Source organism: Sorangium sp. So ce726 (genome assembly GCF_051521405.1).
In the GTDB taxonomy this organism is placed as follows: Bacteria; Myxococcota_A; Polyangia; order Polyangiales; family Polyangiaceae; genus Sorangium.
In genome coordinates this window covers 10,947,908-10,960,323 of the sequence record NZ_CP150349.1, presented here as the reverse complement: position 1 = coordinate 10,960,323, position 12,416 = coordinate 10,947,908, and the positions used below count along the sequence as shown (strand labels likewise).

The 12,416-nt window shown below is 71.7% G+C and carries 10 protein-coding genes; all 10 read left to right on the top strand.

The window, feature by feature from the left end; genetic code table 11:
• The first annotated feature begins 79 nt into the window (after positions 1 to 79).
• The 10 genes from WME79_RS40760 to WME79_RS40715 all read left to right on the top strand — a co-directional run bounded on the left by WME79_RS40760 (position 80) and on the right by WME79_RS40715 (position 12,221).
• Positions 80 to 1,453 carry an MEDS domain-containing protein gene (locus tag WME79_RS40760; protein ID WP_437526216.1) on the top strand — a complete coding sequence of 458 codons (1,374 nt, stop codon included), beginning with the start codon at positions 80 to 82 and terminating at the stop codon, positions 1,451 to 1,453.
• A gap of 32 nt (positions 1,454 to 1,485) precedes the next feature.
• Positions 1,486 to 1,893, top strand: coding sequence for a response regulator (locus WME79_RS40755; protein ID WP_437526214.1), 408 nt, complete (start codon positions 1,486 to 1,488; stop codon positions 1,891 to 1,893).
• Positions 1,894 to 2,182: 289 nt separating this feature from the next.
• On the top strand, positions 2,183 to 3,742 hold the full coding sequence (locus tag WME79_RS40750) for a cation:proton antiporter (protein WP_437526211.1): 1,560 nt from the start codon (positions 2,183 to 2,185) through the stop codon (positions 3,740 to 3,742).
• Between the two features lies 1 nt (position 3,743).
• Positions 3,744 to 4,448, top strand: coding sequence for a potassium channel family protein (locus WME79_RS40745; RefSeq protein WP_437526209.1), 705 nt, complete (start codon positions 3,744 to 3,746; stop codon positions 4,446 to 4,448).
• 17 nt (positions 4,449 to 4,465) lie between these two features.
• Positions 4,466 to 4,630 carry a hypothetical protein gene (locus tag WME79_RS40740; protein WP_437526207.1) on the top strand — a complete coding sequence of 55 codons (165 nt, stop codon included), beginning with the start codon at positions 4,466 to 4,468 and terminating at the stop codon, positions 4,628 to 4,630.
• Positions 4,631 to 4,948: 318 nt separating this feature from the next.
• The gene (locus tag WME79_RS40735; protein ID WP_437526204.1) at positions 4,949 to 5,377 is read left to right on the top strand and encodes a hypothetical protein; all 429 of its coding nucleotides are present in this window, start codon (positions 4,949 to 4,951) and stop codon (positions 5,375 to 5,377) included.
• Positions 5,378 to 5,594: 217 nt separating this feature from the next.
• Entirely contained in the window at positions 5,595 to 5,984 is a 390-nt protein-coding gene (locus WME79_RS40730; RefSeq protein ID WP_437526201.1) for a nuclear transport factor 2 family protein, read from the top strand.
• Positions 5,985 to 6,038: 54 nt separating this feature from the next.
• Positions 6,039 to 6,713 (top strand): hypothetical protein, encoded by a 675-nt coding sequence (locus WME79_RS40725; RefSeq protein ID WP_437526198.1) that lies wholly within the window; start codon positions 6,039 to 6,041, stop codon positions 6,711 to 6,713.
• Positions 6,714 to 6,895: 182 nt separating this feature from the next.
• Positions 6,896 to 11,092, top strand: coding sequence for an nSTAND1 domain-containing NTPase (locus WME79_RS40720; RefSeq protein ID WP_437526195.1), 4,197 nt, complete (start codon positions 6,896 to 6,898; stop codon positions 11,090 to 11,092).
• Between the two features lie 130 nt (positions 11,093 to 11,222).
• Positions 11,223 to 12,221 (top strand): ADYC domain-containing protein, encoded by a 999-nt coding sequence (locus WME79_RS40715; protein WP_437526192.1) that lies wholly within the window; start codon positions 11,223 to 11,225, stop codon positions 12,219 to 12,221.
• Positions 12,222 to 12,416: the final 195 nt, after the last annotated feature.

The following is a 12,416-nucleotide window of genomic DNA, read 5'->3' as shown; positions in this document are numbered from 1 at the left end:
ACCAGAATCGCCCCTCGCTCGGCTTGCGGACTCTTTGCGTCGGCGCCACAGCGCATGACGTGAGGGGCGCATACGGAACATGGAAGCTGCCGGCGTAGAGAGCGGCATCCCCGGGGTCGGCCTTCTTCCGTGGGGTTCGCATTTTTGTCAGTTCTACGAGTCGCAGCGGGATCTCGCCGATGCGCTCGTCCCGTATTTCCGGGCGGGGATCCGCGGCAACGCGCAGTGTGTCTGGGTCACGGCGGCGCCGCTCCAGGCAGACCAGGCGCGCGAGCTGTTCAGAGCGGCCGTGCCCGACGTCGACGCGCTCGAGCGCAGCGGGCAGCTCGAGATCATCGATTATCGCGACTGGTACGCGAAGGCCGGCGGCCTCACCACCGAGAACCTTCACCAGATGTGGATCGAGCGAGAGAAGCTCGCGCTCCAGCGTGGCTATTCGGGGCTGCGGGGGAGCGGGAACTCGTCCTTCCTCGAGGTGCGCGACTGGAAGAGCTTCGCTGATTACGAGATGAGGCTGAACGGGGCGCTCCAGGGGCACCGGGCCATCGGCCTCTGCGCTTACTGCCTCGGCAAATGCCACCCCGAGTGCGTCCTCGACGCTGTGCGGAGCCATCAATTCGCGCTCATCCGGCGCTGCGACGCGTGGGAGCTCATCGAGAGCTCGTCGCTCAAGATCGCCAAGGAGGAGCTGCGCAAGCTCAACGAGGAGCTCGAGGAGCGCGTCCGCCTGCGCACGGCGGAGCTCGAGGAGGCCCTGCGAATGCGCGAGGATTTCATCTCGATCGCGTCCCACGAGCTGAAGACGCCGCTCACCTCGCTCCAGCTGTACCTCGAGGCCCTGCTGCGGGCCGGCGCGAAGGGGGCGTCCTCTGCGGGGCAGCTCGCCGAGCGGCTGGCGAAGGTCAAGGCGGAGTGCAGCAGGCTGGAGAAGCTCGTGAACTGCCTCCTCGACTTCTCTCGCGCCATGTCGAGCCACCTCGCGCTCACCTACGAGGAGGTCGACCTCGCCGAGATTGCGCGGACGACCGCCGAGCGCTTCTCCGAGAGCTTGTGCCAGGCAGGCTGCGCGCTGTCGCTGCGGGCGGACGCGCCGGTCGTCGGCACCTGGGACCGGATGCGGGTCGAGCAGGTGGCGGTGAACCTCCTGGCGAATGCGGTCAAGCACGCGCCAGGAGCGCCGATCGAGGTCAGCGTGGCCGAGCGAGACGGGCGCGCGGTCCTCTCGGTCCGTGACCACGGCCCCGGGATCGCGCCGGAGGATCAAGGCCGGATCTTCGAGCGGTTCGTCCAGCTCTCCCCGACGGAGCGGCACCGCGGCGGGTTCGGCCTCGGGCTCTGGATCGCCCGCAAGATCGTCGACGCGCTCTGCGGCACGCTCGACGTCGAGAGCGCGCCCGGGGAAGGGGCGACGTTCCGCGTGACCCTGCCGCGCGTTCCGGCGCCGTCGCGCTGACCCGCGCGGCCGCCGCTGTCGAGGGGGATCGCGTGAACGAGGAGCACCAGGACGCCGCGTGGGGGCCGAGCCGGTGTCACCCCGGCACGGTCCTCATCGTGGATGACGACCCGGGGGTGGTCGATGCCCTGACGTTGCTGCTCTCGGACGAGGGCTATCGCGTGGTGACCGCCTCCAACGGGCGCGCTGCGCTCTCGTATCTCGCCCAGCACGAGGCGCCCGGCATCATCCTGCTGGACATGATGATGCCGACCATGGACGGCTACGCGTTCCGCGTGGAGCAGCGCCGGCACCCGGCGCTCGCGGCGATCCCGGTCGTCGTGATGACGGCAGGCGCGCAGAGCGCGCGCGTCGACGAGATGTGCGCCACCGGCTTCTTGAGCAAGCCGGTCGACGTCGACGCGCTGCTCGCATTGCTGAAAGAGCATTGCGAGCGCTGAGATCCGGTATCGGGGATGCTGCACGATGAGGACGCGAGGACGTCGCCGATGTCGTGTTATGTGATCTGTCGATATCGCACGTCTTCCCGGGCGGCCGGGCGAGATGCGCACACGCTTGCGCGCCTCTCGCCCGGCTGCCCGGCGGTGCCTCTCGCGTCTTGCGATTCCGGAGGCGATCAGGTAGCGCAGGATCCACGGTGAGCTCTCCCGCGGACCCCGTGCACATTGCGCTACGCCCGCCGCGCGCGTCGGTCCTCTTCGTGCCGCCGCCGCGGCCGCGAGGCGCCCCATGAGGGAGCGGCTCGAGAGCCTGCTCCTCGTCCTGGCCGTCGGCTCGGCGGTCGCGATCGGCGCGAAGCGCGTCGCGATTCCCTACAACGTCGCGCTCGTGCTCGTGGGGCTGCTGCTCGTCGTCGTCGACGTGCTCCCGAAGGCGCCGATGGACCCGGAGGTCATCCTCATCGCGTTTCTCCCGGTGCTCGTCTTCGAGGGCGCCCTGTTCGCCGACGCGGACAGCCTGAGGGGCGCGAGCCGGCCGATCCTCGCGCTCGCCGTGCCGGGCGTGCTCATCTCGCTGCTCGGCACCGCCGCTGTGGCGACGCAGCTGCTCGCGCTCCCGTTCGCCGCGGCGCTCCTCCTTGGCGCGCTGCTCTCGATCACCGACACCGTGAGCGTGCTGCTCGCCTTCCGCAGCGTCCGCGTGCCGCACCGGCTGGCGGCCATCATGGAAGGCGAGAGCCTCTTCAACGACGGCACGGCGCTCGTGCTCGTGGTGCTCGCGTCGCAGGTCCTCGTGAGCGGCTCCTTCGACGGCGCCGAGAGCTTCCGCGCGCTCGCCCTGGCCATGGCCGGCGGCGCGGCCGTCGGGGGCGCGCTTGGCGCCGTCGGCGCGTCCCTCCTCCGCCGCACGCCGGATCACCTGACCGCGATCCTCGCCTCCATCGTGCTCGTCTTCGCCACGGCCCTGCTCGCCGAGCGGCTCCACGCCTCGCCGGTCATCGCCGTCGTGGTCCTCGGGGTGATCGTCGGCAAGGCCGCGCGCCGCATCCTCGAGCCCTCGCGCGTGCTCGCGCTCCAGGGCTTCTGGGAGACGAGCGGCTTCTGCCTCAACGTGCTGCTCTTCGAGCTCGTCGGCATGCAGATCCAGGCCGAGATGCTCGTGCGCGAGGCGGCATCCATCGGCCTCGCGCTGATCGCCCTGCACGCGGGCAGGGCGGTGGCCGTCTACGGCTGCTTCGGCGTGCTCCGGGCGCTCACGGGCGAGGTCGTGCCCTTCCGCTGGCAGCACGTGATGCTGGTCGGCAACATCAAGGGCGCGCTGTCGATGGCCGCCGTCCTCAGCCTCCCGAGCGGCCTGCCGTACCGCGACCGCCTGATCACGATCGTCTTCGGCGTGACCTTCGTCACGCTGGTCGCGCAGGCGCTGCCGTTCGCGCGGCTGCTCAAGGTCCTGGGGGTCGCGATCCCGACGGCGGACAGCGTGCTCGACGCCGCGAAGGCCACGCTCATCGCCGCGCGGCGCGGCCAGTCCGAGCTCGACGATCTGCTCGCGGCGGGCCTCGTGTCCCGCAAGGAGCACGCCGAGCGCCGCGCCGCGTTCCAGCGGCAGGTCATCCAGGCGGAGGTGGCGCTCCAGACGCCGCAGGGCGAGGTGGTCCGCGACCACCTCACCGATCTCGCCCTCCTCTCGGCGCAGAAGGCGGCGGTGCTCGACGCGGCGAGGCGCGGCCTCATCGCCGCCGACACCGCGCACGCCCATGTGAACCAGATCGACAGGGCCATGGTGGAGCTCCCTGGCGGACACGCCGCGCACGGCGGCCCCCCCCACGAGCACGAAGGAGAGAGCTGACATGCGCGTTCTCATCGCGGGCGCCGGGCGCGCAGGGCTCAGCGTCGCGGTCCACCTCGCGAAGATGGGCCACGACGTGACGATCGTCGATCGCGACGAGTCGATCGCGAACAGCGCCTTCGAGCGGCACGGCCTCGTCTCGCTCGTGGGCGACGCGACCGACGCCGGGCTCCTCCAGGAGGCCGAGGTGGCGCGCGCCGACGTGGTGGTGGCGATGCTCCGCCGCGACGCCGACAACCTCGCCGTGGCGCTCCTCGCGCAGGCCGGGGGGGCCAAGCGCGTCATGGTGCGCATGCGGGACCCCGCCTACAGGGGCGTGTACGTCCGCGCGGGGGTGCACAGGATCCTCTCCGAGATCGACGTCTTCATCGGCGCGATGGCCACCGCCATCGAGCACCCGGGCGTCCGCCATGCGATGGTGCTCGGCACCGGCGAGTCGGTCGCGTTCGAGCTCGACGTCCCGGTCGACTCGGTGATCGCGGGCCGCACGGTGAGCACCATCGCGGGCAGCGCCAGCTTCCCTTCGTCGTGCGTCTTCGCCGGCGTCTACCGCCCGGATGGCCGCGTCGAGGCGCCGCGCGGCTCCTCCGTCGTCGCGGGGGGCGCCACGGTGCTCCTCGTGGCCGCGCGCGACGAGCTCGCCGAGGTCATCGCGTTCTTCCTCCGGCGCGAGCCCGCGAGCGGCGGGGTCCACGAGCGCCGCTGACACTCGCCGAGCCCAAGGTGCTCGAGCCGGGCGACAAGCTGTCGATCGACTGCCACTGGGACAACACGCCCGAGAAGCAGCCGATCATCGACGGACAGCCGCGGGTCCCCAGGGATGTCGTCTGGGGAGAGGGCACGACCGACGAGATGTGCCTCGGCACGTTCTACATGACCGGGCGCTGAGCGCCGGCTTCCCGGCGGCTGGAGCCTTCGGCAGGGCTGACCAGGCTCGCGCAATTACGCGCGTCCTGCCGGAATGATTTCTCTATTTCCGCCCAGCAGAGTGGTTATTTCAAGTGCGCTTGTGCCCGAGCATCGATATCAGAGCCGTGTGGGAAAGCTGGACCGGTTCGCGAAGCAGACGTTCGCGGAGGAAGCGGCGCGGGTCACGGGCGGCGCCGCCGCATGGCAGGAGGCGCCAGAGGTTCGCCTCGATCGGGTGCAGGCCGACGGCTACCTCCGGGTGCTGCGGCCCGACGGCCTGGCTCCCCTGGCTAGCTGGTGCCGTTCCTGGTGGCGCGCTCGGGACGGGCGCTGGACGAATTCGCCCGGTGGGTCGCACCGCGGCGGGAAGTGGAATGGGTGCTCTCCATGCTACAGTACATGCCGATGTCACCGTGGACCCAGGAGGAATTGAAGCGGCGGTTCGCTCGCTCCGATGATCCGGAGATCGAGGCGCGCCGGCAGGGGATCCTGCGCACCTTGCTCGCCGATAGCCCGGAGGTGAAGGAGGAGCTCATCGAGGAGGGCCAGCAGGAAGGCCGGCTGACCGAGGCGCGCGCTGCGCTGCGCACGGTGCTGGCGCGGCGTGGGCTCGCGCTCAGTCCCGCGCTGGAGGCACAGATCGACGGCTGCGTCGACGTGGCCACGTTGCACCGATGGCTTGAGCAGGCCGTCACCGCGTCCAGCGCAGAGGAAGCTCTGACGTAGATCGCGACGCGTCGCAGCTGCTTCCTTTCACGTCTACAGGTCTGACGATCATGGCCTTGTCCTGGAGCCTGGCCGGGAGAGGGCTTCCCACCAGAGGACGAATCCACGCACTCGCGATCCAGCAGACGACGTCGCGCGCCGCAGACGTCGCGTTGGCTCGACGGGTCGAGCCCCCTGCGCGTCGCCACGCGAGCCGCGCTGCGCGCCCCGGACCCCTATGACCGACGAATACCCCGCCTTCGAGAAAGCCATCCGCGACATCATGGAGCGCCGCGCCTGCGCCCTGGTGACGCGCGACCTCGCCGAGCTCGCGCTTCTCCTCGCAGACGACTTCTCGTACGTCAATTCCCAGGGTGCCCTCTGGGGGAAGACCGAGTACCTGACGGCGGTCGAGAGGGGCGCGCTGCGCTGGAGCGCGCAGACAGCGGAGGAGGTCAGTGTGCGCAGCTACGGCGAGCTCGCCGTGGTGACCTGCGTGGTGCGCGACGAAGGGACCTGGCATGGCGAGCCGTTCAGCGCGCGGTTCCGATCCACGCAGGTCTACGCGCTCCGCGAGGGCGCATGGCGCTACATAGCGGGCCAGTCGACCGGCCTGGAGCAGGGTTGAGCGCGCAGGGCGGAGGCGGGGGGCAATGGGTTATCGTTCGCGGGTGGAGGACCCTTGTTCGTCGAGTGCGCCATCTTCGCCTTCTCCCTGACGCTGGTCATCTCCTGCCTCTGGCGCCTGGCCGACCAGCCCTCGGAGGGCGAGAAGATCCTCCGAAGGCTGCGGGCGTCTCCGCAGACACGCGTCGGCGACGTCGCGGAGCAGGAGACCGCGCGGCTCACGGGCAACGTGCGGAGCGCTGGCGAGGGGCTCCGCGCGCCGCTGTCGGGCCGTAGCTGCGTCTACTACAAGATCACGCTCGAGAAGCTGCTGGGCGGGGCCGGCTGGCACGAGATCCTCTGCGAGCAGAAGGCGGTGGACTTCCTCCTCGACGACGGGACGGGCCGCGCCCACGTGCGATCGGCGTCGATGAAGACCGCGGTGCCCGCCGACAGGGAGCAGGGATCGAGCTGGTTCAGGGACGGGGATGAGGAGCTCGAGGCCTTCCTCCGGGAGCGCGGAGACCCGAGCAAGGAGTGGCGCTACGAGAGGGTGCTCCGCTGTCGCGAGCACCTCATCGCGCCCGGCGATCGCGTGACGGTGCTCGGCGCCGTGAGCTGGGAGCAGGATCCGGAGCCGTCGTCCGCAGGGAGGGGATACCGAGACGCGCCGAAGCGGGTGGTGCTCTCGGCCCTGCCCGAGGGCAGCCTGATGGCGAGCGACAGGTCCGACCTGGTCCACGACGCCTGACACGCGCTCGAGCGTCGCGGTGGGGGGGGCCCGCGCGGGCCAGCGCCTCGGTCACGAACTGCCCGGTGGTCTTCTCGAGGAAGACCCGGTAGCCCCTCGTTGCGTGGCGTCAGGCTGCGGACCCCACGGGGAACGCTCAGCTCGAGTATAGTCCCCGGGCGCTTGGCGCGAGGCGGGCCCTCGTGAAAGAGAAGATTGCTTCAACCCTCTCGCAGGCGATCCTGCGCCCCGGCGGCGCAGAGACGCAGGCGCGGGCGGGCGACGTCCTGCCGCCGTCGAGCTTCGGCCCGGAGAGCCTCGCCCCGTCGAGCTTCGGCCCGGAGAGCCCCGGCCCGTCGAGCTTCCACCCGCCGAGCCGGTTCGAGGAGTACCGGCTCCTCCACAAGCTCGGCAGCGGCGGCATGGGCGACGTGTACCTCGCGCACGACACGCTGCTCGACCGCATGGTCGCGGTGAAGTTCATCCGCGCGGCGACCGCGGACGCCGAGGTGCGCGCGCGGCTGCTCGCCGAGGCGCGCGCGGCCGCCCGCATCCAGCACCCGAACGTCGTCGCCGTCTTCCGCGTGGGCGAGCTCCGGGGGCGGCTGTTCGTCGTCTCGGAGTTCGTCCGCGGCCAGAGCCTCGACCGCGTCGACATACCGATGCCTTCGCGCCGCGTGCTCGAGCTCGGGGCGGGCCTTGCGCGGGGCCTCGCTGCCGCCCACCGCCGGGGGGTGCTGCACCTCGACATCAAGCCGGCCAACGCGGTGCTCACCGCGGAGGGCGAGGCGAAGCTCCTCGACTTCGGCCTGGCAAAGCTCCTCGAGCCGGCCGCGCGGCCCGACCCGCGCGGGGCGCGATCCGACGTCCCAGGAGGGCGATCCGACATGCCCGGAGGGCGATCCGACGTCCCAGGAGGGCGATTCGACGTCCCAGGAGGGCGATCCGACATGCCCGGAGGGCGATCCGACGTCCCTGGAGGCCGATCCGACATGCCCGGAGGCCGATCCGACATGCCCGGAGGCCGATCCGACATGCCCGGAGGGCGATCCGACTCGCTCGGCGCGGACGCGCTCTCTGATGGCGAGGCCCTGCGCTCCTCGCAGGGCGACGCCGACGCGGCGATCGCGCCCGGCGATGAGCCGCTCGAGGGCGAGTTCCGCGAGGCGGCCGAGATGGCGGCGCGGTTGCTCGACGCGACGACGAGCGTCGGCGGCGGCACGCCCCACTACCTGCCGCCCGAGCTGTGGCGCGACGAGCTCGCGACGCGCCGCTCCGACGTGTACTCGCTCGGCGCGCTGCTCTTCGAGCTCTGCGCCGGCGTCCCGCCGCACCACGACGTGCCGATGACCGAGCTCCCGCTCGTCGTCCAGAGCGAGGCGCCCCGGCCCCTCGCCTCCCTCGCGCCGGGCGTCGACCCGCGGCTCGCGGGCGTCATCGAGCGGTGCCTCGAGATCGATCCGGCCGACCGCTTCGCCTCGGGCGACGAGCTGCGCGACGCGCTCGAGCAGCTGCTCGCCAGGAGCCGCCACGCCTCCGTCGCCCCGGAGGGCAACCCGTACCGCGGGCTCCTCGTCTTCGATCTCGAGCACCGCGCGGTGTTCTACGGGCGCAGCTCCGAGACGGGGACGATCCTCGACCGGCTCCGCTCCGAGCCCATGATCGTCGTGGCCGGCGACTCGGGCTCGGGCAAGTCCTCGCTCTGCCGGGCCGGCGTGCTCTCGCTCGTGCTCGAGGGCGCCCTCGGCGGCGGCCGCGCCTTCCAGGCGGCCATGATGGTGCCCGGCCGGCAGCCGCTCGCCGCGCTGGCCGCCGCGCTCGAGCCGGTGCTCGGCGCCCCCGCCGAGCGCATCGCCGAGGCCGTGCGCGCCGCGCCGGGCTCCCTCGCCCGCGACCTCCGCGCGCGCCTCGGGGAGCGCGGCGGGCTCGTGCTGTTCATCGACCAGATGGAGGAGCTCGCGACGCTGAGCAGCCCGGGCGAGGCGGCGCTCGTCGGCGAGGTGCTCAGCGCGTTCGCGGCGCGCTCGCCCTCCCTGCGCCTGCTCGCCACGGTGCGCGGCGACTTCCTCGCGCGCGTCGCCGGCATCTCCGGCCTGGGCGACGACATCGAGCGCGCGCTCTACCTGCTCCGCCCGATGTCGGCGGACAAGCTCCGCGAGGCCATCACCGGTCCGGCGCGGGCCAAGGGCGTCGCGTTCGAGTCCGATGCGGTCGTCGACGCGCTCGTCGAGTCCACCGCGCGCGCCGAGGGCGGGCTGCCGCTCCTCCAGTTCGCGCTCGCCGAGCTCTGGGACGCCCGCGCCGCGCCCGACGCGCCGCTCAGCAGCGCCGATCTCGCGCAGATCGGCGGGGTCGAGGGCGCGCTCGCCCGCCACGCCGATCGCGTGCTCGGCCGCATGCCGCCCGAGGTCCACGCCGCCGCGCGGCGGCTGCTCGGCGCGCTCATCACCCCGCAGGGCACGCGGGCGCGGCGCGCCGAGGGCGAGCTCGCGGAGAAGGGCGGCGACGGGGCGGCGCGCGCCGCGCTCGACGCGCTCGTGCAGGGCCGCCTCCTGTTCGCCCGTGAAGGGGAGCAGGGGACGGTCTACGAGATCGCCCACGAGGCCCTGATCCACGGCTGGGGGACGCTGCGCCACTGGCTCGAGGAGCAGCGCGAGCAGCGCGCGACGCGCCAGCGCCTCGACGCGTCGGCCGCCGAGTGGGAGCGGCTCGGCCGGCGCCGCGACGCGCTCTTCAGCGCGCGCCAGCTCAAGGAGGCGAGGGGCCTCGATCCGGCCGACCTGCCGCCGCGCGAGGCGGCGTTCCTGAGGGCGTCGCGGCGCGCCGTCCTGACGCAGCGCGCGGTCCGGTGGGCCCTCGTCGTGGGCGTCCCGCTCATCGCCGCGCTGCTCTACGGCGCGCTGGAGCTCAGGGCGGCGCGCCAGCTCGCCGCGCGTGCGGACAGGAAGATCCACGAGGCCGCGCTCACCTCGGCCGCCGCGGCGCTCGAGGGCGCCCAGGCCGAGGCGCTCCGCGTGGAGGCGCTCTCGGCGTTCGATCGCCGGCGCCGCGACGAGGGCGAGGCGCTCTGGGAGCTCACGCGCAGGCGCGCCGCCGAGGCCGAGCGGCTGCAGCTGCAGGTGAGCCAGAAGCTGGAGGCGGCGCTCACGCTCGACGGCGCCCGCAACGACGCGCGCGCGCGGCTCGGCGACGTGCTCTACGAGCGCGCGCTCGCCGCGGAAGCGCGCGGCCACGCCTCGCTGCGCGACGAGCTGCTCCAGCGCATGACGACGTACGATCCCGACGGCGTGCGCCGGCAGCGATGGAACGCGCCCGTCGAGGTCGCCATCGAGACCGATCCCCCGGGCGCGGACATCACGCTGGAGCGGTACGAGAGCGACGCGGAGGGGCGCCGGCAGCTGGTCGGACAGCACCTCCTCGGGACGACGCCCTTCGCGAGCATCGCGCTCGCGCAGGGCTCCTACCTGCTCACCTGCGAGGCGCGGAATCGCACCATCGTGCGTTATCCGTTCCTGGTCCAACGCGGAGAGTCATTGAAGCTCTCCATCCCGCTGCCGCACGCCGGGGACGTTCCTCCCGGGTACATCTACATCCCGCCGGGCCGGTTCCTCTTCGGCGCCGCCCTCGACGACATGTACCGGTGGGCGTTCCTCTCCACCGTTCCTCTCCACGAGATCCGCACAGGCGCGTACCTGATTGCGCGACACGAGACGACGTTCCAGGAGTGGCTCGACTACATCCAGGAGCTCCCGAAGGAGTCCCGCGGTAGCTCATCCATCCAGGCGGGCAACGGCGCCATGACAGGCGCCCTGGGGCTGCGCCGCCTGCCAAATGGTGTGTGGCAGCTCACGATCCAGCCCACGGTACAGGCGTACACGGCGCGCGCAGGGGAGCCGCTCGTGTACCCATCGCGGGCGGTCCGCGCGCAGCAGGACTGGCTTCGTTTCCCTGTCACGGGCATCTCCTTCGCTCAGGCCACCGAGTATGCCGCGTGGCTCCACAGGACAGGCCGCGTCCGCGGAGCCCGCCTCTGCACCGACTACGAGTGGGAGCGCGCGGCGCGGGGCGCCGACAGCCGCATCTTCCCGCACGGGGACAGGCTGTCTCCCAGCGACGCCAACTTCGATGAGACCTACGGCAAGGAGAGCTCCACGATGGGGCCGGATGAGGTGGGCTCGCACCCTGCCTCACGTAGTCCGTTCGGGGTCGATGACATGGCGGGAAACGTGCTGGAGTGGGCCATCTCTTCGATCGAGACCGACAAAGTGCTGTTGCGAGGTGGTGCTTATATCTATGATCAAACCTCGGTCCGAAGTGACAACCGGACCGTCGTTGATGGCACCTTCCTCGACCCGGTGATCGGGCTCCGCATCTGTGCCTCGTTTCCTCCACCACCGTGAAGGCGACGAGGCCTGCGGCGCTCGAGCCGACGCGGGCTTCATCGCTCGCGTGATCGGGGCCCGACCGCTCGAAGGAAGACCGTCGATGCGCAAGGCGTCACGGCTTTAGCGGCAGCGTTCGGAGGCGATCATGGTGAAGCGAGGGTTCCTGGCAGGGGCGATGGTCGTTCTGATATCGGTCGGCGCCGGCTGCGCCGCGGAGATCGACGGCGGCGAGGACGAGGAGGCGCTGGCGGAGAGCTCGTTCGCCATGAGCCGGCTCAACGGCATGAACCTCAACGGGGTCCGCTTCAACGGGGTTCGCTTCAACGGGGTCCGCTTCAACGGGGTCCGCTTCAACGGGGTCTCGCTGGACGCGACGACGCTGGTCGGGACGCGCGAGGGCGACGGCGCGCCGGTCGCCGGGGCCGACTTCATCGGCGCGGACGTCGAGGCGGTCCTGGACGATGGGTCGTCGGTGGTCGTCCGCGTCACGAACGTCGTCGAGCGCGACGGGATCCAGTACTACACGGTGAAGTACAACGCCGGCCTCGGGGTCTCGGTCAACATCTGCGGCGAGGGCCTCGACGCGATCCCGGTGAAGGGGACGTGGGACGCGGTGACGGGGGCCCACTCGGACGACGAGGGCATGTTCACGTTCGCCTGTCAGGGCGCGGCGATCGGGAAGTGCGCCGAGTGGGGCTACAGGGAATGGATGGCCGAGGCGGAGTGCAATGAGAGCGGCTGCGAGGACAGGGATCTCTCGTACTTCCATCAAGCGTGCATCCGCATGGTGCGCGCGGACTACTGCGGCGACGGCGTGCCGCACACGCAGAACGGGACGGCGATCGACGTCTGGGATGCGCTCGGCATCCAGACCGAGACGGTGGGCTCTGGCATGAGCCTCGAGGCCGAGTGGACGGTGGACGGCGCCGCCTGCATCAAGCACACCCGGTGGAACGGCCTCGGCAGCAGCAACCCGGATCGCGACTACATCCTGGCGCATTGCCCGGAGCGGTGGGCCGGGGACGATCCGAGCTGCGGCGGGAGCACCTCGACCTTCCACAAGGAGAACGGCTTCACGACGCCGCTCGGCCAGCGGCGCCTCCTGCGGAACGCGTCGTTCACGACCAACGTGAGCCCCCTGTAGGGGGCGCTGTCGCGCAGGTTCCGTCACGGTCGCGCCCGGGCGGGGGGGCCGGAGTGTGTCAGCGCTGCGGCGCGACGATCGAGGGGAGTGCGCCGCGCGCCCCGGAAAACCGCTGGTCTCGACGCGATCGAGCTCCGGCCGGCGGTGGACCATGGCTTGCGATAGCGTCCCGCACAAGCCGCCCTGCTCCGAGCT

Bases quoted from the DNA above. Each gene is read 5' to 3' on its own strand.
- WME79_RS40760 (WP_437526216.1), top strand. From the start codon at position 80: ATGGAAGCTGCCGGCGTAGAGAGCGGCATCCCCGGGGTCGGCCTTCTT.
- WME79_RS40750 (WP_437526211.1), top strand. From the start codon at position 2,183: ATGAGGGAGCGGCTCGAGAGCCTGCTCCTCGTCCTGGCCGTCGGCTCG.
- WME79_RS40745 (WP_437526209.1), top strand. From the start codon at position 3,744: ATGCGCGTTCTCATCGCGGGCGCCGGGCGCGCAGGGCTCAGCGTCGCG.
- WME79_RS40730 (WP_437526201.1), top strand. From the start codon at position 5,595: ATGACCGACGAATACCCCGCCTTCGAGAAAGCCATCCGCGACATCATG.
- WME79_RS40715 (WP_437526192.1), top strand. From the start codon at position 11,223: ATGGTGAAGCGAGGGTTCCTGGCAGGGGCGATGGTCGTTCTGATATCG.